Annotated in this window: 24 protein-coding genes and 2 pseudogenes; 10 read left to right on the top strand and 16 right to left on the bottom strand. The window is 59.7% G+C overall.

From position 1 onward, the window contains the following. Positions 1-38: 38 nt before the first annotated feature. The 4 genes and pseudogenes from CXY72_RS17310 to CXY72_RS17300 all read left to right on the top strand — a co-directional run. Complete coding sequence (locus CXY72_RS17310; RefSeq protein WP_104128886.1) at positions 39-2,027, top strand: aconitate hydratase; 1,989 nt, start codon at positions 39-41, stop codon at positions 2,025-2,027. 125 nt (positions 2,028-2,152) lie between these two features. After that, positions 2,153-2,518, top strand: coding sequence for a cupin domain-containing protein (locus tag CXY72_RS17305; protein ID WP_233193103.1), 366 nt, complete (start codon positions 2,153-2,155; stop codon positions 2,516-2,518). A gap of 38 nt (positions 2,519-2,556) precedes the next feature. Next, a complete protein-coding gene (locus tag CXY72_RS19360) occupies positions 2,557-2,709 on the top strand; it encodes a DUF2249 domain-containing protein (protein ID WP_146071223.1) in 153 nt (50 codons plus the stop codon). Positions 2,710-2,936: 227 nt separating this feature from the next. Then, positions 2,937-3,146: pseudogene (locus CXY72_RS17300) on the top strand (transposase); the annotation flags it as partial. Between the two features lie 781 nt (positions 3,147-3,927). Here CXY72_RS17300 and CXY72_RS20260 read toward each other — a convergent pair. Then, the gene (locus tag CXY72_RS20260; protein ID WP_233197919.1) at positions 3,928-4,728 is read right to left on the bottom strand and encodes an Ltp family lipoprotein; all 801 of its coding nucleotides are present in this window, start codon (positions 4,726-4,728) and stop codon (positions 3,928-3,930) included. A gap of 431 nt (positions 4,729-5,159) precedes the next feature. Between CXY72_RS20260 and CXY72_RS17290 the strand changes: the two genes are divergently transcribed. Then, on the top strand, positions 5,160-5,609 hold the full coding sequence (locus CXY72_RS17290; protein WP_199184079.1) for a cytidine deaminase: 450 nt from the start codon (positions 5,160-5,162) through the stop codon (positions 5,607-5,609). 79 nt (positions 5,610-5,688) lie between these two features. On the opposite strand, the pseudogene CXY72_RS17285 reads toward CXY72_RS17290, so the two are convergent. From CXY72_RS17285 to CXY72_RS17265, 5 genes and pseudogenes are all read right to left on the bottom strand, one after another. Continuing rightward, positions 5,689-5,799, bottom strand: a pseudogene (locus tag CXY72_RS17285) (HTH domain-containing protein); the annotation flags it as partial. 203 nt (positions 5,800-6,002) lie between these two features. After that, entirely contained in the window at positions 6,003-7,706 is a 1,704-nt protein-coding gene (locus CXY72_RS17280) for an ABC transporter family substrate-binding protein (protein ID WP_104128884.1), read from the bottom strand. A gap of 97 nt (positions 7,707-7,803) precedes the next feature. Further along, positions 7,804-9,861, bottom strand: a complete 2,058-nt coding sequence (locus CXY72_RS17275) for an ABC transporter ATP-binding protein (protein WP_104128883.1) — start codon at positions 9,859-9,861, stop codon at positions 7,804-7,806. Then, a complete protein-coding gene (locus CXY72_RS17270; RefSeq protein ID WP_104128882.1) occupies positions 9,858-10,709 on the bottom strand; it encodes an ABC transporter permease in 852 nt (283 codons plus the stop codon). Before CXY72_RS17270 ends, CXY72_RS17275 begins: the two co-directional genes overlap by 4 nt. 70 nt (positions 10,710-10,779) lie before the next feature. After that, the gene (locus tag CXY72_RS17265) at positions 10,780-11,763 is read right to left on the bottom strand and encodes an ABC transporter permease (RefSeq protein ID WP_104128881.1); all 984 of its coding nucleotides are present in this window, start codon (positions 11,761-11,763) and stop codon (positions 10,780-10,782) included. A gap of 416 nt (positions 11,764-12,179) precedes the next feature. On the opposite strand from CXY72_RS17265, the gene rsgA reads away from it, so the two are divergent. Beyond that, the gene (rsgA, locus tag CXY72_RS17255; protein ID WP_370446277.1) at positions 12,180-13,268 is read left to right on the top strand and encodes a ribosome small subunit-dependent GTPase A; all 1,089 of its coding nucleotides are present in this window, start codon (positions 12,180-12,182) and stop codon (positions 13,266-13,268) included. Here rsgA and CXY72_RS17250 read toward each other — a convergent pair whose 3' ends face one another. The 4 genes from CXY72_RS17250 to CXY72_RS20390 all read right to left on the bottom strand — a co-directional run bounded on the left by CXY72_RS17250 (position 13,269) and on the right by CXY72_RS20390 (position 16,683). Further along, a complete protein-coding gene (locus CXY72_RS17250) occupies positions 13,269-14,537 on the bottom strand; it encodes an MFS transporter (RefSeq protein WP_104128878.1) in 1,269 nt (422 codons plus the stop codon). It abuts the gene before it with no gap. Further along, complete coding sequence (locus CXY72_RS19695; RefSeq protein ID WP_158252623.1) at positions 14,537-14,830, bottom strand: hypothetical protein; 294 nt, start codon at positions 14,828-14,830, stop codon at positions 14,537-14,539. Before CXY72_RS19695 ends, CXY72_RS17250 begins: the two co-directional genes overlap by 1 nt. Before the next feature lie 153 nt (positions 14,831-14,983). Beyond that, positions 14,984-16,249: an MFS transporter gene (locus CXY72_RS17245; protein WP_158252622.1), complete on the bottom strand. Its 1,266-nt coding sequence runs from the start codon at positions 16,247-16,249 to the stop codon at positions 14,984-14,986. A gap of 299 nt (positions 16,250-16,548) precedes the next feature. Then, positions 16,549-16,683 (bottom strand): hypothetical protein, encoded by a 135-nt coding sequence (locus tag CXY72_RS20390; protein ID WP_255409313.1) that lies wholly within the window; start codon positions 16,681-16,683, stop codon positions 16,549-16,551. A 212-nt stretch (positions 16,684-16,895) separates the two neighbouring features. Here CXY72_RS20390 and CXY72_RS17240 point away from each other — a divergent pair, with 212 nt between their 5' ends. Together CXY72_RS17240 and CXY72_RS19690 are read left to right on the top strand one after the other, a co-directional pair. Beyond that, on the top strand, positions 16,896-17,489 hold the full coding sequence (locus tag CXY72_RS17240; protein WP_158252621.1) for a GNAT family N-acetyltransferase: 594 nt from the start codon (positions 16,896-16,898) through the stop codon (positions 17,487-17,489). Positions 17,490-17,826: 337 nt separating this feature from the next. After that, the gene (locus CXY72_RS19690; RefSeq protein WP_158252620.1) at positions 17,827-17,997 is read left to right on the top strand and encodes a hypothetical protein; all 171 of its coding nucleotides are present in this window, start codon (positions 17,827-17,829) and stop codon (positions 17,995-17,997) included. 78 nt (positions 17,998-18,075) lie between these two features. On the opposite strand, the gene CXY72_RS17235 is transcribed toward CXY72_RS19690, so the two are convergent. From CXY72_RS17235 to CXY72_RS20730, 4 genes are all read right to left on the bottom strand, one after another. Next, entirely contained in the window at positions 18,076-18,948 is an 873-nt protein-coding gene (locus CXY72_RS17235; RefSeq protein WP_146071221.1) for a hypothetical protein, read from the bottom strand. Positions 18,949-19,076: 128 nt separating this feature from the next. Further along, complete coding sequence (locus tag CXY72_RS17230; protein WP_104128874.1) at positions 19,077-19,658, bottom strand: SdpA family antimicrobial peptide system protein; 582 nt, start codon at positions 19,656-19,658, stop codon at positions 19,077-19,079. 14 nt (positions 19,659-19,672) lie between these two features. Beyond that, on the bottom strand, positions 19,673-20,416 hold the full coding sequence (locus CXY72_RS17225) for a hypothetical protein (RefSeq protein ID WP_104128873.1): 744 nt from the start codon (positions 20,414-20,416) through the stop codon (positions 19,673-19,675). 47 nt (positions 20,417-20,463) lie between these two features. Then, positions 20,464-20,721: an SdpI family protein gene (locus tag CXY72_RS20730; protein ID WP_158252619.1), complete on the bottom strand. Its 258-nt coding sequence runs from the start codon at positions 20,719-20,721 to the stop codon at positions 20,464-20,466. A gap of 905 nt (positions 20,722-21,626) precedes the next feature. On the opposite strand from CXY72_RS20730, the gene CXY72_RS17215 reads away from it, so the two are divergent. After that, the gene (locus CXY72_RS17215; protein WP_146071219.1) at positions 21,627-22,601 is read left to right on the top strand and encodes a hypothetical protein; all 975 of its coding nucleotides are present in this window, start codon (positions 21,627-21,629) and stop codon (positions 22,599-22,601) included. An 83-nt stretch (positions 22,602-22,684) separates the two neighbouring features. On the opposite strand, the gene CXY72_RS19685 is transcribed toward CXY72_RS17215, so the two are convergent. Continuing rightward, the gene (locus CXY72_RS19685; protein WP_104128870.1) at positions 22,685-22,945 is read right to left on the bottom strand and encodes a hypothetical protein; all 261 of its coding nucleotides are present in this window, start codon (positions 22,943-22,945) and stop codon (positions 22,685-22,687) included. A 14-nt stretch (positions 22,946-22,959) separates the two neighbouring features. Further along, positions 22,960-23,220, bottom strand: a complete 261-nt coding sequence (locus tag CXY72_RS19680) for a hypothetical protein (RefSeq protein ID WP_104128869.1) — start codon at positions 23,218-23,220, stop codon at positions 22,960-22,962. A 354-nt stretch (positions 23,221-23,574) separates the two neighbouring features. On the opposite strand from CXY72_RS19680, the gene CXY72_RS19870 reads away from it, so the two are divergent. Continuing rightward, positions 23,575-23,796: a hypothetical protein gene (locus CXY72_RS19870; protein ID WP_199184078.1), complete on the top strand. Its 222-nt coding sequence runs from the start codon at positions 23,575-23,577 to the stop codon at positions 23,794-23,796. Positions 23,797-23,841: the final 45 nt, after the last annotated feature.

The raw sequence follows: 23,841 nt of genomic DNA, 5'->3' as shown, positions 1-23,841 counted from the left end.
ATGTCGGCGGGCGCCGCTATCGAGTAAGGGAGCTTACCGTGGCATACAACGTCGCACAGAAACTCATCGCATCACACCTGGTCTCCGGGGAGCTGGTGCCGGGAACCGAAATCGGCCTGCACATCGACCAGACCCTGACCCAGGACGCGACCGGCACCCTGGTCATGCTGGAGTTGGAGGCGTTGGGACTGGATCGCGCTCGCACGGAGGTTTCTGTGCAGTACGTCGACCACAACCTGTTGCAGGCCGATAGTAAGAACGCGGAAGACCACGACTTTCTCCGCTCCGCCTGCCAGCGGTTCGGCCTGTGGTTTTCGAAGGCCGGCAACGGGGTGTCACACCCCACGCACATGCAGCGCTTTGGTATCCCCGGCAAGACCATGGTCGGCTCCGACAGCCACACCCCGGCCGCCGGCTCACTGGGGATGCTGGCCGTCGGCGTCGGCGGCACCGAGGTAGCCCTGGCCATAGCCGGCGAGCCCTTGTACATCAGGATGCCCGAAATCTGGGGTGTCAAGCTCACCGGACAATTGCCGCCGTGGACCAGCGCCAAAGACGTCATCCTCGAAATGCTGCGCCGGCACGGCGTCAAGGGCGGCGTCAATCGGATCGTCGAGTACTACGGCCCCGGCCTCGCAACCCTGACCGCGATGGATCGGCACGTGATCGCCAATATGGGCGCCGAACTGGGCGCGACCACCACCATCTTCCCGGCCGATGATCAAGTGCGCACCTTTCTGCGCGCCGAACAGCGCGAGCAGGATTTCACCGAACTGCTCGCGGACGAGGATGCGACCTACGACGTGACCGAGGAGATCGACCTGGCTTCGATCGTGCCATTGATTGCGCTTCCCAGCTCGCCCGGCAACGTCGTGCCGGTACGCGAAGTGGCGGGGCGCCCAGTGGAACAAGTCGTGATCGGGTCCTCCGCGAATCCGGGCTTGCGTGATTTCGCGATCGTTGCCGCGATCACTAAGGGGCGGCAGGCATTTCCCGGCCTGTCCCTCGACGTCAATCCCAGCTCCCGGCAGATTCTGCAGGACCTCACCATTATGGGGGCCACCCTGGATTTGATCGGGGCGGGCGCCCGGCTGCATCAGTCCGGCTGCATGGGTTGCATCGGCATGGGCCAGGCCCCGGCGAATGGCAGCATCAGCCTGCGAACGATGCCGCGCAACTTTCCCGGTCGCTCGGGCACCCAGGAAGACTCGGTCTATCTGTGTTCGCCGGAGACGGCAGCCGCCGCCGCGCTGACCGGACAGATCACCGATCCGCGCGACCTGCCCGGGCTCTTCGGCTTGGAATATCCCCAGATCACCCTTCCGGCGGTGTCGAGCGTGAACCTGGCGATGCTCGAGAAGCCCTTACCGCCGGAGGAATCCATCGGGGTGCATCTGATCAAGGGCGAAAACATCTCTTCGCTGCCGGTCTTCGAACCGCTCTCCGAGCGCATCGAGGCACCCGTCGCCCTGATCGTGGGCGATGACATATCAACGGATGAGATCCTACCGGCGGGTGCGCGCGTGCTTCCTTTCCGCAGCAACGTTCCCAAGCTCGCCGAGTTCACCTTCGACCAAGTCGACCCGACCTACCCGACTCGCGCCGCCCTCACCCGGGATACGACCGGCCACATGATCGTTGCAGGGGCCAATTATGGGCAGGGCTCCTCTCGAGAGCACGCCGCGATCACCCCGCGCTTTCTCGGACTGCGGGTGGTGCTGGCCGTCTCGTTCGCACGCATCCACTGGCAGAACCTGGCCAACTTCGGCGCGCTAGCGCTCCAGTTCGCGGATCCGGCAGATCACGATCGCATCGCGCAGGATGACGTGCTCGTGCTCGACGGGATCCGGGAGGCCCTCTCCACCGGAACGGAGATCCTCGTGCGCAATACAACCCGTGACGAGGTCTACTCCGTGCGCCACGAACTCTCGACCCGGCAGATCGAAATGCTCCTCGTCGGTGGCCTCATCCCGTGGCTGCGCACCCGGAGCGCGCGCGGAGCCGTCAATCCCGTGGAAACCAAATAGACCCGCACCGTTTGGTTTCCCCAGGACTAACGGCGCTATGCGCCCTAACCGGCCGCACCAGCCAGCCACACACGACGATCACAGTACCGTTGACATGCGCGCAGCGGTAGCGGAGCATGAGGGAAATGAAAGTTGAGAACGACATGCAAAAGAAGTCGCTCACCGCACTCGTGCGCCACCATCTCAATCACGCACGGGACGCATCCAGTGGTCGCAGCGCGGAGACCGTATACGGCGGCCACGCGCACGTCCTCCGCCAAACGCTGATCGCTCTGCGTGCCGGTCAACACCTCGGAGAACACGACAACCTGGCCGAAGCGACCGTGCAGGTCCTCGAGGGGAGGGTCGTTCTCACCTCGGATGGTGCATCGTGGTCTGGATGGCGCGGGGACCTGATCACGATGCCGCCGGGCCGCAACTCGCTGGAGGCTGTCGAGGACGCGGTCATCTTGCTCACCGTAGCCAAACTCATCGCTCCAGCGGCGTCCTGAGCCGATTGCACTCGGCCGGCCGACGGCAGATAGGACCGTTGACGGGACGACCCCGAGGACTAAACATCGTGCTCGACGCCCGCACTATCCCGCACGCTATCCGGCACGCGGACGTCTTCGGGGCGATCGACGCCGTTGTGCCGGGATTCGCCCGAAATGTGATCGAACCGCACGACCCCGTTACCTCGTAGGTAGCTCTTGAAGCTTGCTTCTGAAGGGTGTTGGGCTGTTAGGCCCGGTAGGGTTATTGCCCCCAGTCGTTGATGATCCAGGGGTGTTGTCACCGGGCCTGGCTGGTATTGGGTGATCGCTAATAGGGACTCGACTAGAAGAAGCTTTCTTGGCCGAACGTAACGTGGACGCCGAGACTTGATGCCGTGGACAGCCAACCGATCCGCATGACTGACAGGGAAACTCAATGAATGAGAATTACGACAGCGTTGACGTGTTCATAGGTGTTGACGTTGGAAAAAGCGAACATCACGCGGTCGCACTCGCCCTCTCCGGAAAGCGACTTTACGACAAGGCGCTCCCGAACGACGAGGCCAAATTGCGGGCCGTGATCCAGAAGCTCAAAGACCACGGCACCGTACTCTTGGTCGTCAACCAGCCCGAAACCGTCGGCGCTGCGACGTGCTCTACGCCAGGCGCCGCGACGGCACCCTCTACGAAATTAGAACCCCACTCGCGACTTGACGAAACACATAGGGGCACCCCCAACGGATGCTGGCGGAACTTCAGCAGAGCCAGCCCGACACTTTCATCGTGAGCTACATCGAACGAAGCCCGAAGTTCTGGCGGTGCGCTTCAGCCGCGCTCAACCCTCAGCACGATCGCGTGGTGTCCTGACTTCCGCAATGTGGCGACACGACCCCCGCTAGAAATCGTGCAAACCCTGTGGACACAGGCGGATAAACACGTGGTTGGTGAGCAACAAGAGCACGCTCGCGTTCACAGTTGCGTCCTGTCGTTGCCGACCGGCGCGCGAGCGATTAAAGCAGATTGAACCGNGGTCATCTTGCTCACCGTAGCCAAACTCATCGCTCCAGCGGCGTCCTGAGCCGATTGCACTCGGCCGGCCGACGGCAGATAGCAGACGCTTACTTTGGGGCACAGGACAACCCCTGAGTCCCAGTTTGCACATGGGGCTCAGGGGTTCGAGTGGCTGCCGAGACGGTGGGAATCAAACCCTAATATGAACTTTATGTTCGAGAGGACAAACGGTGGATGAATCGGCAGTGGAACGTACAAAGCGGATGTCGAATATCGTGGCTTCGTATTGGGAGTGCTAGCAACAGCTGGTGGAGCGAAGACTGCGAAGAGACGCGACGACTGGAGTTAACAGGTCAAAGACACCCTTGGACAAAGAACCTCACCAAATCAGTGAGGTTCTTTTTCGAAGAACTTGCTCAGTCGTTCAAGTGCAAGACCGCATAGTCTGCTTCCAAAACCGTGAACTGCCCGCCGTACTCTGACGTCAGCTGGTCGTGGATTGCCGCCGGTGACATAGCCATCAGTTCTTGGTAAGACTTTCCGCTGGCGAGAGCGTTCGCATTCCAGTCCGCTTCAACATTGTCAATCGCGTACTGCGCAGCCTCAACCGTGAACTGCCCGCCGTACTCTGAGATGAGCTGTCCGTAAAGGCCGGCTTTGCTCATATGCATACTGTCGGAATAACGCTTCGCTTGGGAGAGCGCCGACTTGTAATCAGCGGGGACGGCCGCCGCAGCAGGTTCCGGAGCTACCGTCTCTTCCACCGGTTCCGCTGGTTCAACAGTCGCTGGCGTCTCAACAGATTCCGCAGATTCAACAGGTTTCGTCGTTGCCGGAGCTACCGCAGCCGGTGCAACGTCCGAAGCACTGTTCACCAACGCGACGCTCCCAATTGTCATGCTGATCGAAGCGAGAACGGCAATACCACCGAGAACAATCCCGGTGACAGCAAAACCTTTTGGCTGCCGTTTCCGTAACGCGAGGACTCCAAGGATGACAGCAGCAACGCCAACCAACGCTCCGAAAACAGGGATGAGACCGAAGAGGAACGCACCGATGCCGACGAGCAACGCCGCCAGAGCAAGACCTTTCGCTGGCTTCACCGGCGGGGAAGGCGGCAGCACCGCTGTTGCCGGGTAAGTAGGTGCGGACGGCGGCTGTGTGGAATCCGGTCGTGGCTCGATAGAGCCATCCCCCTGATGATCAGATGTGGTCATGAGTCAATTATGACAGATACGTGTGACACGGCTGTGCAGTCGCTGGGAAAACAGTACTGCGATCATGTCGAGCGGTATAAGCGCTACAGCCAGCGAGCAATGCCGCCAGAGCGACGTACCCGGCCGAAAAGGTTCGCCCTCAAGAGTGTGGAGACGGAAGGATTTGAACCTTGGTACCGCCTCAACCCGGCAGCGGAACCGGCCCAACATCCGCGGAATTACGCGACTTTTCCAATCATCTGAGCCCAGTTGAATGTGAAGTTTTTTTGATTCAAATGCTGCCACGGCCAGCATAGAGAAAATCGACCGTTACATCGACGCGCACACATAAATGCGCACTCGAGGACGGAGGATAATGTCTCAGCCTCGATCCACTGGTCGAGGCTGAGCGGAGCCGCTGGCGGGGCGGGGATCTCTGGGAGACTTCTTGGATGATGAAAGCTGACCAGAATTTGTTTGACCGTGCCGTGGATCAGATGACGCTCCGCTGGCCAGATGCTTCCGAAGCGGTGGCGGCGGCGGTTTATTTGGATGACGGGTCTGTCCTCACGGGGGTTTCGTTAGACAACTTCAACGCGGCCATGAACCTTTGTGCCGAAACGGGTCCCATCTGCGAGGCCTATTCCCAGGGCCGGCGAATCGTCGCGTCGATCTGTGTGAGCCGCGAACCTGGCAGGGATGGTTTCACGGTGTTGTCACCTTGTGGAGCATGCCAGGAAAGGCTCGCCATCTGGGGTCCGACTGTGGAGGTCGGTGTCAGTGACCCCAGCAGCTCGTCGGGTTGGTCGAGTCGTCCTCTGCTTGCCGTGAATCCTTACTACTGGGCGGCAGCTTTCGCCGAGGATGACGTGTGGCCCTCGGCGGCTCAACACGGAAGTTGATCCTGCAGCGCGCCGCGACGAAGCCGACTTTGGCGGCACTCCGAAAATTACTGAACGCGGCGCGCACGCCTCGGATGAATTACAACTGGGAGAGCCACTTCGCACCGTCAAGTCGTAACTCCCTCAATGAGGAGACATGACGATACATCGTCTGCCTGGTGACGCCGAGTTCTTTGCAGAGGGCACGCACCTGGAGGTCGGGTATGCGCTCTAAAACAAGTGATGCAGATTAGTTCAGTCAATCGCCAACGCGGTGACGGCCTCATCACAAGCCGAGCAGTTCGATAATTGTGGCCATTGGCTCGGCTCAGCTAGGCCCAGCCCACAACAAAAAACGGGCGGGTCGAATGCCGAAGCACCCGACCCGCCCGACAGGGTTTAGAAGGTCAGACCCTACTTCTCCCAACCCATGTTCTCGACGGGCTGCACACCAAAGAGGTCCAAGCCAACGTAGGGCTCCGGCGTAAGGTTTGCGAGGCCTTCCTTGACGGTCCAAATTTCTGGTCCGTTATACATCGGGAAGATGCCCCAGGTCTCGGCGATGATCTCAGCTTCGAGCTTCATGGCCTGGGCAGTCTGCGCCTCGGGGTCGGAGATCGTCTCGAGCTGGTCGTGGATCTTCGTGTCGATCTCGGGAGTTCCCGTTCCCGAGAGGTTGAGCCCACTGTCGGAACAGTACAACTGGCAGAACCAAGCCGCGCCGAAGGGGTCAGAGGCACTAAAACGTAGCGAAAAAATGTCCCAGTTCTTCGTGGTGTAATCGGTCGAGAAGTCCTGAGGCGAACGCGTGTCGATGGTGACAGCAAAACCGGCGGCCTTCAGCTGCTGCTGCAACGCCTTGGCGCTAGCCTCCTGCACGGGGTCGTCGCTGAAGATGGGGTAGGTCACCGCAAGGGCGACGCCATCCTTCTCGCGAATTCCATCCTCGCCCTCGACCCAGCCGGCCTCGTCAAGCAGACCCTTTGCGCCTTCGAGGTCAAACGTGTAGCCGGCCTCTTCGAGCGCGTTGACGTAGCCGGGCTGGAAAGAGTAGAGCGTGAACGAACCAGCGGGATCTTCTTCGTAGTTCAGACCGTTCCACACGACCTTCTTCTGCAGCTCCACGTCAATGGCCATGAAGAATGCCTTGCGAACATTGATGTCTTGGAACTGTGGCTTGTCGGCGTCGACCTGCAGAAGCGTATTGGCTGTCTGCTGAGCCCGGTAGGTTACGACACCCTCCATATCTTTGACCTGCTCGAGGCGGTCCTTGGTGTTGGTGCTCGTCATGTCGATCTCGCCGTTTTTGAAAGCGTTGATCGATGCTGCGCGGTCCAGCTGACGGAAGGTCACCTTGTCGAGCAGCGGCTTCTCGCCCCACCAATTCTCGTTTGGCTCAAACACCACGGTTCCACCGTTGATGTCGAAGTTGCTGAGCTTGTATGGCCCGGCGCCCCACTCGGCATGCGGTTCGTCAATGAAGCCCTCGTTAAAGATTTCGGGCGTGTTCACGTGGGGGTTGAGCACAGTGGTGAAGAGCATCTGGGGCCACGCAAATTCGCCCTTGAAGGTGACGACGGCCTGCTTTTCGGTCTCACCCTTGGTGACCGACTCGATCTCCTTGTAACCGTCGGTGGCATTGGGGCTATAGCCCTCTTCGGATGAACGGTTGGCGATCCAGGTTGCTTCGAACGCTTTCCAGTCGATGGGTGTGCCATCGTTCCAGACTGCGTCGTCGTTGATGGTGAAGTTGACGAAGGTCTTGCCGTCCGCAGTGCCGAATTCCCAGTTGTCGAGGTAGGCATCGTTCTTGTAGGGCGTGCCGTCCTCTTCCATGAGCAGAATCTGTGGCGTGTACCACGAAGCGAGGCGTGAGGTGTCCGCGCTCGCGTCGCCGTTGAGAGGGTTCATCTGCGGGGTGATCTCGTTGATCGGGAAGACTACCTCGCCACCCTGCTGAAGGCTCTCGCGTGGTTGGGGATTGTAGTCGGCTGACGAGACAGCAATGGTGCCTCCGCCATCGGCGCCGGGGTCACCTCCCGCGGTGCAACCGCTGATACCGAGGGTGAGAACACCGCCCAGTGCGACAATTCCAAGCAGTTTTCTATGCTGATTCATACCGTTCCTTACTTTGTGGGTTTGGATGGGGGGAGATTCACTCCGGCTAGCAGCCTTGGCACCCGAACGGGAGCGATGGTCACTGAGCTGAGACGTTCTATCTGAAGTGGCATGCATTGCGATGGTTCTCTGGCCCGGTCAACGGCGGCACTTCGCCGAGACAACGGGCCTGATCCTCTGGTGGCAGAACCTTGAAGAGTTGGCACCTGCTGGCGAAGGAGCATCCACCAATGTGATCGGTGGCGCTTGCTAGGTCACCAGTGAGCACGATGCGTTCGCGTGTGCGCTCGATGTCCGGATCCGGGATGGGAATCGCCGAGAGCAAAGCCTGCGTATAGGGATGCTGTGGGTCTTCGAATATCTCGTCGACGCTGCCCTGCTCGACGAAAGCGCCGAGATACATGACGGCCACTCGATCGGCGATGTGTCGAACGACGGAGAGGTCGTGCGCGACGAAGAGGTAGGACAGACCCAGCTTGGCCTTGAGTTCATCGAGCAGGTTGATCACGCCGGCCTGGATGGATACATCCAGAGCCGAGACGGGTTCATCAAGCACTACAACCTTGGGGTTGGTGGCCAATGCTCGGGCGATACCGATGCGTTGGCGTTGGCCTCCCGAGAACGCGGACGGAAAGCGGTTGCTGTGCGATGGGTCGAGGCCGACCAGGTCCATCAGCTCATCGACACGCGTTTCGCTCTCAGCTTTCTTGGTCCCGATTGCACGTAGGGGCTCGGCGATGATGTCGGCCACTGTCATGCGCGGGTCAAGGGCGCCCATCGGGTCTTGGAACACGATCTGGATGTCACGCCGCAGAGTGCGCTCGGCGTGGCCGCCGCGCACATCGGCGACGCTCGTTCCGCCGATGAGGATGTCGCCGTCAACCTGTTCGACCAGATCCATGATTTGCAGCAGCGTAGTGGTCTTGCCGCAACCCGATTCGCCGACGATCGCCATCGTCTCCCCCTCACGGATGTCAAACGATATTCCGCGGATTGCATGGACCTCACCAAGCTTGCGTTTGAGGAAGGCCCCCTTCATCAGTGGGAAGGTTTTGGTCATATTGCGTACTTCGAGCGTCACCGGCCGATCTTCACGGGGGACGCCCGCTAGCGCGCGCTCGGCCACGTCTGGCAGGGGAAACACTCGGCGCCCATCGATGAGGCCGCCATCGGTAATTTCGTGGGAGCGGATGCAGGCAGCGTGGTGTTCGCCCATCTTTTCGTTGCCCACGTCCACGAGATCAGGTTCGCGCGCGTGACAGGCATCGATAGCGATTGGACAGCGCGACGCGAAGGGGCACGCATCGGGAAGGTTTATCAGCAGCGGCGGGTTTCCCTTGACCGGTACGAGGGGTTGTTTCTCGGCCTTGTCGACCCGGGGGATCGCGCCAAGGAGGCCAATGGAGTACGGCATGCGCGTGCGGTGGAAGAGCTCGTGCACGGGAGCCTTCTCGACCGCCTTGCCCGCATACATCACCAGCACATCGTCCGCGGTCTTAGCGACGACTCCCATGTCGTGCGTGATCATGATGACGGCGGCACCGGTCTCGCTCTGGGCTTTGGCGATCAGGTCGAGAATCTGGGCCTGGATCGTCACATCGAGGGCGGTTGTCGGCTCATCAGCGATGATAAGTTTCGGCTTGTTCGCCATCGCAATGGCGATCACCACTCTCTGGCGCATCCCGCCAGAGAACTCGTGGGGGAAGGACTTCATTCGCCGTTCGGGATTGGGAAGTCCCACGGTCTCGAGCAGTTCGACGGCACGAGCCCACGCTGCACGCTTCGAGAGCTTGCGATGAACGGTGAGCGCCTCAATAAGCTGGTCACCAATGCTGAAGACCGGGGTGAGCGAGGACAACGGGTCTTGAAAGATCATCGCCAAACCGTTACCCCGAATCGCGGAGAGCTGCTTGTCAGACTTGCCGAGTAGCTCTTGACCGTCGAAGGTGATTGATCCAGAGATCCTGACGTTCTCGTCTAGCAGCCCCATGATCGCCAACGACGTGACCGACTTGCCCGAGCCCGACTCGCCGACGATGCCGAGTGTGCGACCCGCCTTGAGGTCGAACGAGATGCCGCGCACAGCGTCCACGGTGCCCGTCTCCGAGGGAAAGCTGACCTTGAGGTCACGAACAGAAAGTAATGGGTTGGTCATGCTCGCCCTCCAGCGGCAGAAGTTGGATCGAACGCGTCCCGCAGGCCGTCAGCGACCAGGGCCATTGAGACTGTCAGTAGCGTGAGCGCGGCGGCAGGAAAATAGAACAACCACGGCGCGCTGGTGATGGTGTTCGCACCGGAGCCAATCAGTGAACCGAGCGAGACATCAGGGATTTTGACCCCGAAGCCGAGGAACGACAGACCGGTCTCGATCATTACCGCGGCAACCACACCAAGAGTGAAGTTGATCACCAGAAGCGAACCGATGTTGGGCAGCATATGGCGCAGCACGATTTTCATACCCGGCACGCCCATGTAGCGGGCGGCGTGCACATATTCACGTTCACGCAGTGAGAGCGCCATCGTCCAGATCACGCGAGCGGGGAAGAACCACCCGATGAGAATCATGATGAGCGAAATAGTGCGCCAGTCTCCACCAGAGTCGTTGGAGAACATCGCCAGAAGCAGAAATGTGGGCACGACCATCAAAAAGTGAATGAGCAGCAGTGTCAACCGCTCGAACATGCCACTGAAATATGCGGCCGCAGTGCCAACCACTGCAGAGATCACGGTGGTTCCCACCGAGACTGCGACGGCGATCATGAGTGAGCGTTGCAGGCCAATTGCCACCTGAGCGAAGGTGTCGTTGCCCGCGCTCGTAGTGCCAAGCCAGTGTTCGCCGCTCGGCGGCTCACCGAGGTTGAGAAAATCGAGCTCGATGTGGTCGTAGCGCGCAAGCAGGGGAGCAACGACCGCGAACAGCACGAGGACGGCGAAGATCACCAGGCCCGCGACCGCCGGACGATTGCGCCGAAAACGCCTGGAGTAGAGCTCCCACTTCGACATCCGTTTTCTGGGAAGCCGAATGGCAGTCGTTTCTGGTCCGACGGCCGGTTGGATTGAATTTCTCGGCATTTCAGCTCACCCGCACTCTCGGATCGAGAACAACGACGGCGATGTCGGCGAGCAGCGCGCCGATCGCGGTGAGAACCGCGCCAAACGCGGCAATCGCGACGGTTCCATGGATGTCATTCTTTGCAATGGTTTCGAGAAAGTAGCGGCCCATGCCGTTCCATCCAAAAATCGACTCGGTGAGGATTGCCCCCATAAAAACGGTGGGGATTGTAAAGGCCACCTGTGTTGCGACCGGAATGAGCGAGGTGCGCAGCGCGTGCTTGCGAATGGCCTGCGCCTTCGTCAGGCCCTTGGCGCGGGCGGTACGCACGTAGTCAGCGTTGATGTTGTCGAGCAGCAGTGACCGCTGCAGGAAATGGGTGCCAGCGTAACCAATGATCACGAGTGCAACGGTCGGTAAAATGAGATGTTGCAAGGCATCAATGATGATGGGGAAGAACCCCGTAACATCCGAACTCGCCGAGCCGGTGACGAAGAACACTGTCGTTCCCACCATGTTGTTGAAGCCGATCGCCAGCAACACGATTCCGAGAGCCGCCACGACAATATTGATGTTCATCGTGATGATTGAGGTGGCCTGACCGATGCGGTCGGCAAGCTTGTACTGTCTGGATGCGGTGTACACGCCCAGGGCGATGCCCAAGACGGTGGCGAGTATCGTGGCGCCAAGTACAAGCTCTGCGCTCACCCACATGCGATACGCCACCTGATCATTCACCGACTGGCCGACCGGGCTTACTCCCCAATCCCAGCGGAAGATGATGCCAGAGAACCAGCTCCACCAACGCTCCAAAAGCGAAACGGTATCGCTGAGGTTTCGTGGTTGAAGAAGCTGGACTATCTGATCCTCTGACAGCGGTGGGCGACGTCCAACGTAGTTGTTGCGCGGGTCCAGAAAGCCCCAGGCTAAAAAGTACGTCAGATTCGTCGCGACCACGATCATGAGCATCCAGCCGGCGAAGCGACGTATCAAATACTTGATCAAGAAGTTGTCTTTCTGGTGCGAAAGCGCGTATCAGGATCGCCGACACCACGCTGAGTCAGTATGAATCGTCCCAAGTTTCATGCCGCCATTTTGTTGGGAGCTTCGATATTTCTTGGGCCGTTTATTTCAGCGTAGTAGTAGTTACGTTCAGATCTTTCCGGCGGCATGTTGCCATGCATTGCCGTGTCGCCCTGTTCACGCCACTTGCCGACCAAGGAGATCTACAGCTTTTCTCGGTAGAACAGCGCACCACGGCCCTGCCGATTCAGGTGTCGTACTCGGTCAGAATGTCGCGTTTGTACTGGACAGAGCGGGACTGGCGCGATCACGAGCGAGGTGCCTTAGTAGAGCCCGACGCGCTAGAGTCGGAGTCACTTTACACGTAGTCGGTATCTAATCGGTGGCGCCGCGAGTTTATGCAATGCCAGCCATATCGGCCGCTGGGGAGTTCAACATTTACGGGTGGGGAGCACGAAATGGTACGGGGTAGCTTGTCTGATTCCTTTGGACAGCTCGGGTGGACCGCAAGCGATGATGCGACATTTGTCGGGAGTCACCCCGGAGCAGTACTTGCTCGGGTGATCATTGCTTATGGCAACCGAGCTGAGGTAGCATTTTCCGGCGGGCTGGTGAACGAAGATACCCACCTTGCGACGGGTTTAAACTTCACGCCAGTTGCCGGGGATTGGGTGGCTGTCAGGAGCGGCCAGATCGTTGCTGTGAGTGACCGGCGTACCGCTATCACTCGCCCCGACCCTGACGGTACCCGCACGCAAGTATTGGCCGCGAATGTGGACACCGTTCTGATTGTGGTTGCGATTGATCATTTGCCTAGCCTGCGTGCAATCGAGCGTCTGCAAGTCATGGCCTGGGATTCTGGTGCGATACCGCTGCTTGTTCTCACCAAAGCTGACGCTCACGAGGATCCGGAAGAAATGCTCGAGTTTGTCGCACCTGTTGCAGTTGGCATCGAAACGTTTTTGACCAGTACCCGTGACGGGCTCGGGCTGGATGCGCTCCGCGACCGGATCTCGGTGGGAACGACCACCATGTTAGGAGCGTCCGGTGCGGGAAAGACGTCCCTTCTCAATGCGATGGAGGGCACCCACGCTGCCACGGCAGACGTAGGAGGTGACGGCCAAGGCCGTCACACCACGACGACCAGGCGGCTGTACCCAATGCAAAACGGAGGAGTCATGCTCGACGTTCCGGGCATCCGCTCCCTGTCCTTGCACGCTACCGATGCGGGGATGGCCGAGACGTTCACGGAGATCGCTCAAGCCTCGAAGCGGTGTCGGTTCCGCGACTGCTCACACGATGGCGATGCCGGTTGCGCCATCGCTGCCGCGGTTATTTCGGGCGAGATCTCCGCTCGGCGGCTCGAGAGTTGGCGTGCTGTGCAGCGGGAGTTATCCCATCACGATCGACGTCATGATCCTGCTGCTATGGCAGAGCAACAAAAACAGTGGAAGCAGATGACCAAAGCGAGTCGAAAACGACGGTGATCACCGCACGCCCTCCGCTACCAGGCTCGCCTGTTCACTTTCCTTTCTAATCCCGCCAGAGAAGAGCACCAAGGCGCCCATCAGCGCGACCGTGATTGCGATCGTAATCACGGCCACTGTGGTCGTACCGGTCGCGCTGGCGACACCGAAAACTAGCATGCCTGCGGGGATACCCACGGTGTTCACTATCTGGTCACGAGCGGCGAAAGTATGTACACGAACCTCGTCGCCGATCGACTGCCCCAAAGTATCCCACCGAATTCCCGAGACAGTAGTCAGCGCGGAACCGATGAAACCAGCAGCCCAAATCGCTAAGGGTATGGGGACAAAGAGGAAACATAACAACTGCAATGCAATACCCACGCAGCACAACAGATGAAGATACTTCCACGGTACCTTCCTCAGAACACCTAGCAGCGACGATGCCGATCCAAGTAGCGACCCTACAGCCATACACGCCGCAGTCACCGCCCAGATCTGTGGAGAGTTCCTTTCAATCACTAAAGTCGGCCCCGCGGTGCCGAGGAGCCCGATCGTGAGCGCAACGAAAAGCCAGGTAACCAGCCCCACGTTCACCCACCGAGGAAGATACGTGCGAACCCGTTCTGTCTTCACTATCTTTTCGTCGGTCGAGGGCACTACGACTTCGACAGACGCGGGAATGCGCACACCTGCAAGTAATATGATCCCGATCAAAAAACCGACCGCATCAATAAGAAGCACCGCATTGAATCCGAGCAGTAAAACCACAACTGATCCGGCTAGCGGTCCGGCAATGGCGAAAGCATCGCCCAGAATGGACAACCACGCATTCGCCTGCCCGTGGTATTTCGCAGGGACAATGCGGGGAATCGCCGTGAATCTCGCCGGCTGGAAGAAGGACGTCGCGATCCCGTACACAGCCGACGAAACAGCCATCGCCGCGATGGCCGGCCCCGGACCGTCACTTGCAACCCCGCCCAATACCAGCCAGGCAAGCAGACCAGCCTGCGCGATAAACCGCACAACATCGGAGCCGATCATCATTCGAACCGGGTTACGTGCTGGTCCCGATCGCTGCACTACTAACATGCCTACGAAACGACCTCCCCACAACGAAAGCAGAACGACCGTTAGACCCCAACCAGACGGCTCGATCCTGTGGCTTTCCAGCGTGAACGCAATAGGTATGAGTGACCCGCCCAAGCCCGATACAAACGCAGCCGAAACGAGTCTGCGAAACCCATCGAGTCGGAAGGGCTGAAAAGTACTCTTTGCAGTGGATTGCATCACATTACCGGCGTGAGCAACAGGCCTTGCTGAAATCCGAACGACCAGAATTGCATCACGTCATCTATCTCCAGCTCGAACCTTGCAGAGACTTCCGCGGGCATTGTGCTTGAAGATCTCGCCAGATATTGAATAACTTCAGAGTAACGTGTCGGCATACCAAGTTTGCTAATTCCCTTCCAAACCAGCAGCATATCTAAATCACCGTCGACATCACAAACATGGCTGATTGATAGTCTCGCGGCCCCTTCAGATGTTATAAAACTTACGCTAAGCGAATACGGCATGCTCACGAAGCACCAGTGCTGCAGGGATACCTTTCGATAGAACGCGGTTACTCTTTATCCACTCATCAGTCGAGCGGCGAGCGAGGCGACTCCAGGGCGTCGAATGTTGCAGGATGACGCTTTGGTCAACTTCGAGGTTCCTGCCCTGACAGCACCAGGTCACGTCGGCGACTTCTCGACGTCGACGACGGTCGGCTTGTGCTGTAGTGCGGCCCCAGATGGCTTTGGAGCGAATTTCCGCACGCTGGGGAGCAAGACTCCGAATGCCACGATGATGACACAGATAGCTCCCATGACATACATCGTGGGAGCGACACCTGCCCAAGCCGAAACCCCTCCGACCAACGCGTAACCCACCGGGGTTGCGACGGTAGATGCGAACACGGCAAACGACCCAACACGAGCGAGGAGAGCTCCGGGGATGCCGCGCTGTGCGCTCAGATCTTCCATGACGCCCAGGACCGCCAAAGCAAACCCCGCAACGCTCTGCAGCCCAGCCACCAGCCAGAACGGGGCGCCCGATACCAGGTTGATCGGTTGCGCCGCCACAACGATGAGACCCACGAAATACCAAATCGCTGGTCGCTGCGGCCGCAACCGTGTCGCCACCAAACCTCCGAGCACGCCGCCGACGCCGAAGGCAGACATCAAGATGCCCCAGCCCGCGCCACCACCCAGATTGGTTTCGGCCCACACCGGCCCCAGCGCGTATACTGCCGGCAGAGTAGTGAGGTGCAGCACAACACCCGCAGCAATCATCCACAGCAGCCACCGTCGCGCAAGGAGCGTCTTGAAGCCTTCGACGAACTGACTAAGAACGGTCCCGCTGCTCTCCTCAGGCAAGGACCTCGGCCTCGTCGTCCAGATGAGGATGGCCGAGACTACGAAGGACGCGGCGTCAATACCGATTGCGAGCACGCTGAGGTCTAGCGCCACGAAGATTCCGGCTAGCAGAGGTCCAACTAAGTGCCCACTTGTGTACGCGGCGGACATGTACCCATTCGCTCGTTCGAGCACCGCGTCCGGTACCACTCGCGGCAGCAGCGCCCGGGACGAGGGAATGGCTACGCCCTCCACTACCCCGTAAACAACCATCAGCGCTGCCAGCGCAGTAACGAACGAATCGGAGCTGATGAAAAGCGCAACGACCAGTCCTTGTACGACGGCGCGCAACAAGTCACTCAGCACAAGAGTTATCCTCGGCCCGATTCGGTCGGCAACGACGCCGCCCGCCAGCACGCTGGCGGAGAAACCGACCGCTCGAGCACCCAACACGAGCACGACGGCGACGGCGTCTCCCCCGTGGCCGAGAATGAGGAAGGGAAGAACGACAAAGCTCAGCCTGTCGCCGATCGCCGAGATGGACTGAGCGGCAAAGAGCTGGCGAAAGCCACCGCTCCAAAGGTTGCGCTGTGTCTTATCCAAGGGAATACTCCCCCGACCGCAGTCCGTCGGGCATAGACAACGTGACGTCGCGTAGTAGGGGATGGTCGCAGTGCGCGCCCTTTCCCGGAAGTGCAAACGGTAGGGCCTCGGGAGAGACGACGCGTGCACACCAGTACCCCGTCTCGACGTTCGGGGCCACGCGAGAGAATATCGGCATTGGCTCCTTGAGAAGCGGTGTCGCGTCCTTCTCAAGAGGACGGGTGCTGTGGTTGTGAATCATGATGGCCCGGCGAGAGTCGGTGTAATACACACCGAGAGGCCCTGCAATACGGCCACCGCTACTTGCAGCGTTCAATCGCATCACATCGATAACCCGCCCGTTCGACCGTTTCTCCCCAGGCGCTCTTCTTTTGGGCGGGGAGGTCTTGGTCGTTGGTGGGTACGCGGGCGTAGCCGATGAGCATTCCGGTCATGCTAGAGCATACCGTTTCTCCCTTTTCACCAGACATTTTCCGGAGCAGGGCATACGAAAATGGGGCATCCTCGAAACTCTGCGGATTATCGTCGGCGCTCCGTGCGTGTTCGGGCGTCCCGCTCACCGTCCGACTTGAGGGCACTTCGGCAAGGTGGCGCGCTATTTCGTCCACAGTCGCAAGATCAACCATCACTCTGACAAACTGTGCTGGTGACCGAGGAGATACAGATAATCCAATTCAACGATCCGCGAGTGCAGCATCTAATGCAGGCCGGATACGTCATTGTCGGCGAATCGTGGGGTGCCCGCCTGCGCCTCAGCGATCCACCCGACCTGTCAGCACTGAACGCAACCGTCGTCGCGGCAACGGAACAAGCCCTCCTAATCCAAGAACTCGACGCCAGCTGGGCGCCTCAGGTCACTACACTCGAAGCCCTGAACCACGACGAGTACCCCTACACGCCAGCGACAGGAACGCCGCACCGCGACGAGTCCGACGTGCTCGAATTCTGGAGATCCGGCTACCGCCTCTTTGGCGCCATCGATGACGGGCAACTCGTGGCAATCAGCGTCATCAGCCGGACCACCGCACGCGGAGAAACCGAATTCACGTCTGTCCACCCTTCGTACCGACGCAGGGGGCTTGCCGTTGCCGTTAAGGCGGCGTCGATTATGGCCCTGGCCGACGACGGCGTCAGGATCTTCGGCACGGGTGGCGCTCAGGCCAACACCGGCAGCATCCGTATGAACGAACATCTCGGCTATGCCATCGAAGAACGATGGCTCAGCCTCACGATGCCTTAATAGTGCGAAGCAGAGCACCCGGCAGAGCTTCCCCCTAACGGAATCCGGAGATGGTGATCCGTTGCGACGGACGAGTGATCAAGTCCTGTGCAGGAGAGTTCTCCAACGAATCGTTCGCGAGGAACATTTGCACTGAGCTCGTGGTCTTCTGTCGCTCAGAGTTGCAACGCGGCTGCGCTGGGTGCACATGTGCGTTACTCGGAAGGGATAGGGCGTTCGAGGATGACTTCGTTGATCAGGTCGGTGGACACGGTGCCGAGTTTTGCGAATTGGACAGACACCCTCCCGCTGTCGGTCTTTCCTGCGACGATGGCTCGCGGCGCTGAACAACGGCCCCTTGCGCACGCTGCGTTCCGACTCGCAACTCCGCACCCTCATTCGCGCCGTGATCGATGTGCACCCGTCCGACGAGCAGCACTTCGTCGAGTGGAAGGCAACACTCAGTCTCGGGAAAACCGGGAAGAAGCACAACGATGAACGGGGCTATGAAATTGGGATGCTTCGTTGATCGTATGCCGCGCCTGCTTTTCCGGCAGGTGCAGCTACTTGTTGACGGAGTTTCCGTTCGAGTGCGCCTGACCGTCGGTCATCGTGGAATAGCGGTCGCGCCCCCGGCCGACGCCGATGATTGAGAAAGCTGGTGCCTGTCGGTGGCGGCGGTATTGGGGGCATGATCGGTCTTGGAGTTGCGCGGATTGGCAACAGTCTCGTACGCGACTGCCGCGGCCAGGACGACGCCCACCATGATCAGCCCGAAGCTGCCGATGCCGAGCAGGACGATGATAGAGGCGTGCAGCGCGAGAGATATCCCTACCGCGATAAGGCGGCCCCGCCCGGGCAGCCAGATGAGGACGGCTATCAGAATTTCCGAAGCGATCACTCCGTACGTAATGAAGAACGATCCGGCGGGAATGGACGTAATAGCTAGCACAAGGGGAGCTAAATTGCCGGATACCCCGAACATCTCCATACGGGTGATGTAGTAGATCGCTGAGCCGTCAATCCACGCCTCCGTCCCGAACTTGGCGGTCGCCGAATGCAGGTAAATAACGGAGCACTGCACTTTTAGAGCGATCGCAGCAGCCTGCGGAATACCTATCCAGAATGGTGCGTCGCCGACGACGACCCGAGTCGGAGCGTAAAATGCCCAACCGTTCCAGCGCCGATCAAACAGGCACAGGATCGAAATCCAAACCAGTGCGACCACAGCGGCTGATTCCCCACCGTCAATGTGCGTGAGCCCGGTGGCAGTAGAGATGGCTATATAGAGGTGCAGCGGCGCGGTGACCCAGGGAACCAGGCCGCTAATCACGAGCAGAAGGCAGACAACGATTACCGCTTGAATGGCCTCTGCGGGGAGGCCGCTGCACACGATGTTCCACGCCCGCAAGGAACCGGTGCAGTGCTCTTCTCTCGTTACCCCACCGACTTGCGCAGTGAGGCGTGAAAGAGGCGTCAATACAAAAATACTAAGTTGAGCAAGGGCAATGATCGCCCGACTGAGCATGAACCAACGGTCGACCGTCCACCAGCGAAGGGTGCGCAAAAAAACTGAGGGCCGTGTGGCTTGGTTTGGCGAAGACTGCATTAACATTCCACCTCGAGCAGTACCGCTCTGTCATCGACCCGCCACCCATCGAATTGAGAACGGAACTCCCAAGGAACTGGGACTGTCATCGCAACGATGACAGTCCCGCAAATCGTTGGTAGGTCAGATGGGTTCTTGACCTTTTCAGGGGCAGCCAATTTTGCCGTTTCGACTAGGCAGTCGCCATCGACCGTGCCGCACTCAACCCAGTTGGTCGATTGCTGCGTGACACTCGCCAGCTCCGTACCCTGAGCACGTTGACCCCGGGCGAAACCCCCTAGATTACTCGTCAACGAGTTCGGAAACTCACTGATGGAATCAATATTTCCATCCTGAACGGAGTACACCGTTGCTTCGGCGTCGTCAGGCGCTTTCGTAAAAAACTGCCAACCTTGCGGGTACAGCGTCGACCACGCTTTCCGCACGTCATTATTGCTCCCACCCATCACGGTCGTTGGAAGTTGTACAAAAATAGAGCAAGCGATAACCGCAACAAACGCGATGAGTGACACGCGAAACGTGATTTTCGCTTTTGTGAACGGCTTAGCGGCGCGCCAACGTTTTTCAGGCCATGTCACCATTGATCGATCGATGGTTACGCTCGAATGTTAGACATGAAGCTGGACACGAACTTCTGCTCATCCACCTGTCCCATGCGTTCGTTACCGGGCAGGTAGACAAACACAGCGGCTGCGAGGACGATGGTGACTGCCGCGACCGTGTGGAGTCCCGCTACCTGCCAGACCACCACCGCGGTCGTAAGCGCCAGAGCCGTCTGCTTCACGCAGAATGATCCGTTGCAGCCGCTCGCCCGGACGACGAGCCCTTCGGCGGACTCTGAAATTCCTTCTGATACAGAGTCGACGTAGCTGACGAAGTCCTGCCCGAAGCGGTCGATGGCGTCCTGCACGTAAATGGGATTCGAACTCAGTAGGCCAGGGCGAATTTCGGAGACGAAGACGCTGCTCGCGTCGACGTACTGCTGCGACGCGTCAAGGGCCTGAGCCTCGGTGATCTCAATAAGGGCCGGGATTTGGGCCTCAGCCGCGGCGACAGCATCGGGATTGCGATCCGCGATAGGGCCTTTGGCCAGTAGGAGGAATGCAACCAGCTCTGCATCGGTCGCAATGTCGGATTCCGCGTTCAAGGCGTCCGAGCCGAGCCGGTCGTTCGCCTCAGCCTTTGAGTCAATCAACCTGGCGCGACGGTCGTCCCCCGTGACCGCGTAGGGCTTCAACTCAGCAGAACTTACGTCGCCCGCAGCATGGGCAGTCGTTGGAACAGAAAGCGCGATCAGTATTGAGACCGCGCCAGCGATGAGTCTGATGTGATTTTTCATTTTTCCACCCTTGAGATTGTGCGTGGTGAATGGTTGCTTAGCGTGCCCTATCCGGAAGGTTTTGCGGCTCGGTTCGCCGCCCTCATGGCGAGTAGGGCAATTGCGACGATAATCAGGAAGCCACTGAGGGCGAGAATGTGCCCGAGAGTCTCCGAATAACCGCCGAGTTGGACTGTCAAGAGTGCGACTGCGTGGCTGCCAGCGATTGTCGCTATGGCGATTAGATACGGAGTCGCAGATTCTTGCGCCGCTGACCAAGCCTGGTCGGACGCCAACGTGTGCTTTGTCCTGATGCCAATGGCCATATTTCTGCTGAGGCCGCCTCGGTGTTGAATGAACGCTAAACCGATCATTGCCAGCGACACGACCGCGTAACCTGCGATCGGAGGGTAAAAGATGTCGGGTCCTTTCTAGCGTGGGACTGACGCAAGTCGATTTTCGCTTCCACCGGGAAAACTGACTTGAATCTGATCCGCTCTCCTCCGGTTCATCGGAGCTGGATTCTGCTGCACTCAGTCTGGGGATCCGAGACAAGAGTCACAAGTCGGCATTAATGCCCCTTGTGGGTATCCCGGCAAGTCTGATAATCATGCAATATTGGGTTTGATCAGCTTGAAAGCTGCGGACCTTCTGCTGGTTATTCATACAGCGCGTGAGTTCTTGCCACACTCAGTCACCCTTTTCTCGCTGTTCGGCCTTCTGAAGCGTCTCTTGGGTGCGCTTCGGTACGGCGACGAAATTGATGGATACCGCCACCGTGGCTCTGCATCATGGCGGCGTGAAAACGTTGGGCCATTGACGTCAGCGGCATCGTCAAGATCGTCTTCCTGGCGATGGTCGTTTGCATCGAGCGGACCTACCACCGAAAGCGTCGGCAACGCCGCCTTGGCAAACTCACCCCGATCGAGTTTGAGACAATAAACATGGCCCTCAAGGCCGCCCGACACCACTAACCCCTCTGAGTCAACTGAACCCGGGGCAGTCCCATGATCACATTCACCTAGCTGTGTCTTTGGTGCGTGAGGACGGTATTAAAGCAAAGACACACAATGATTTCACGCGCGCCCGAGAGGTATGCCGCGACCTCAAGCGCGACTATGGGCTCGAGCAGTTGGAGAGCCGTGGCCTGGGGCTCGGAGAGCGCGGAGTGAAGCCGGCTGAGCGGGAGTGTGCCGCACGTTCGAGTGCCGCTGAGGTGGACGCTCACAAGATGGAGCGTTCTGTTCGGGCCGCGGCGACCGCATCCGTTGACGAGGGCGAATTCGTTCGCCGGCTGCGCCGTGCCGGCGTACTCATCCGGCCTCGCTACGCGGCCGGTCGCGATGACGTTGTTGCTGGCTATTCGGTAGCGGTGCGGCCGACGGTTGGGGAGAAGCCGATTTGGTATGGAGGTGGCCGGCTGGCCCGTGACCTCACCTTGCCCAGGCTCTGGGAGGGCTGGCCAGACAACCCTCAGACGGCACAAGGGGCCGTGGACGAATGGCGGGCCACGGCGAAGAACCCGTGGGAGTACCGACCTGTCGCACCGGGCAGGGAAGAGTCGACGCTTTCTCCGGAGATGTGGAAGCAGTACAGCGACGAGATCGGGCAGCTCCGTAAGCAGCTCCGCGATGTTCCCGTGATGGATCGGGCTACGTGGGCGCATGTTGCCCGGGAGACGGCCGGCGCCTTTGCCGCGTGGTCGCAGCGCGTTGAGGCGACACCAGGACCACTCGCGAAGACGTCTCGGGAGTTGGCCCGGTCGGCGCATCTTCGGTCTTACCAGTCCCGGCCGAAACCCGCCCAGCTGGGGTCAGCGTCGAACGCCGCCATGATCCTCATGCAGGCAGCCAGCGGTGGTCAAGGAACGATGGCTGAGGCGATCATGCTCCGGCAGCTGGGCCGTGTGTCAGTGGCGATTCTTGACATGCACAGCACGGTCGGTGACGCCCGCTGGGTCGAGCAAGTCACGATGATGCTGCGCAACCAATTCGCCGCGGTCACCGATCGACTGCCAGCGGTGCCTGGCAAGTCCGCGGATCCGGACTCACGGACACAGACAGCTGACGTTCCGGTCGTCATGCGACGGGCGACCGACGGGCTCGCGGCGCCGGGCACCGGTTCGCCGGTGCCTACCACGCTGCAACCTACTAAACGCAAGACCCCAGCCACTCCGCGCGTGCGTAACGGCCTGGGCCGAGACTAGATGAAAGGAAGATCATGGCCGAAGGAACTGACGGTGTTGGCGAGACGTTCGACGATTCGCTGCGCATCGCACGGACCATCGCGTCACAGTTCGGAGAACGCTTCGCTCGGCTGCGCGAGCAGCTGGCACGACAGCGCGAAGCGAGTGCAACTCAAGAGGCGCGCGAGCTGGAAGCACGCTTTGAGGCTGAGCGTGGAGCCGCCCGAGCCAGCCTCGCACCTGTCGCGCAGCCCGAGTGGTGGGACCGGGCCAGCCCTGAGGACATCGCTGGCGGGCATGAGACTGCCACGGCTTGGCGGGACTTCGACGATGTTGCCCGTGACGCCAGCGGCATCATCAAGCACGAGGTACAGGAGCGCTATGGCATCGACATCGACTCCCCGGAGCGGATCCTGCTGCCGTTACTTCGGCGCTGCGGGATGCTGAGCGCGACCGTGCCGAGGCTGTTACCGAGCGGCAGTGAGCTGGTGACGACCTCACCGCGGGCCAGCTCCTCTTCGCCAAGGCCGACCGTCACGAACGTGACGCTCAGGAGGCGGCCAATCGCGACTGGAATACCAGCGACCTCAACGGAGCCGACAGTACCGACCGCAACACTCGCGATGAAGAGCGCAAGCACGCCGCAGAAGCCACCGACCAGGTGCGCGTCGAGCGCGGCTCGGGGAACTGGAATACGACAGCTCAGAGCGACGCGAAAGGTTCGCCGCCAGCCTTGACGGCAAAGCAGACCAGAAGACGATCAACGTGCGAATCCTCGCAGACGGTGAAAACGCCAAACGCCCCAGAGAGGCAGTCATGTCCCAGCCGGGCAAGGCAGCCAAGCCACACCGCAGTAGCAAGAGCAAGAGCAAGAGCAGCGTGCAACAGAGGGACCGCGGCGGGCTCTCCCGGTAACAACGCTGAAGAGCGGCGAATTTGGCATGACTTTGCTCTTCAGATTTGGATCACTGCCGACAAGAATTCCCAGATAAAGTTGATCAAGGAGAATCGGTCGATTCCGAGACGATCTTTATCTCGATTTCTGTCAGTTGGGTATCCCGGACGACTCTGGCGCATCTACGTTCCGCTGGCCAAACCCACCATCGTGGCGTTTGGCCTGGTTTCGGTGAGCACGCACTGGAACAACTTTCTGTGGCCGCTCATCACCACCAACTCAGTGGATGCCCGGCCGCTCACCGTCGGCCTGCAGGTGTAGAACGGCACCGAGTCGCGCATCGGCTGGGCCCTGCTCTCGCCGGTG

This window comes from Cryobacterium sp. Y57 (assembly GCF_002929505.1).
In the GTDB taxonomy this organism is placed as follows: Bacteria; Actinomycetota; Actinomycetes; order Actinomycetales; family Microbacteriaceae; genus Cryobacterium.
Note: the sequence above shows the minus strand (reverse complement) of the source record. Positions and strands in the feature narration are given on the sequence as shown.